The following is a 317-nucleotide window of genomic DNA, read 5'->3' on the forward strand; positions in this document are numbered from 1 at the left end:
TGGATTAAATTGGACCGCACCAAATTACAGTACGCTTTGCAGAAGACAAAAGCATATTGATATTGCAATCAGCTACCAAAAAGGTAGCGATGGGCTGCATCTACTCATAGACTCTACAGGCATGAAGTTTCTAGGTGAGGGCGAATGGAAACGCAAGAAACATGGACCTGAATATCGTCGCCAATGGCGTAAACTTCATATTGGTATAGATGCTGAAACCCTTCAAATACGCGCTATTCAACTCACTACAAATAATGTGAGTGATTCACAAGTGCTTGGTGATTTACTCGATCAGATTCCACAAGATGAGCAGATTG

At 41.6% G+C, this 317-nt stretch carries 1 protein-coding gene; it reads left to right on the forward strand.

Annotated elements, in window-relative coordinates; translation table 11 throughout:
- Nucleotides 1-317 (forward strand): IS5 family transposase (locus EXE10_RS21310; protein WP_130114623.1); only part of this gene is annotated, 317 nt, incomplete at both ends.

Origin of the sequence: Acinetobacter sp. WCHAc060033 (assembly GCF_004209125.1) — a bacterium.
Classification (GTDB): domain Bacteria; phylum Pseudomonadota; class Gammaproteobacteria; order Pseudomonadales; family Moraxellaceae; genus Acinetobacter; species Acinetobacter wuhouensis.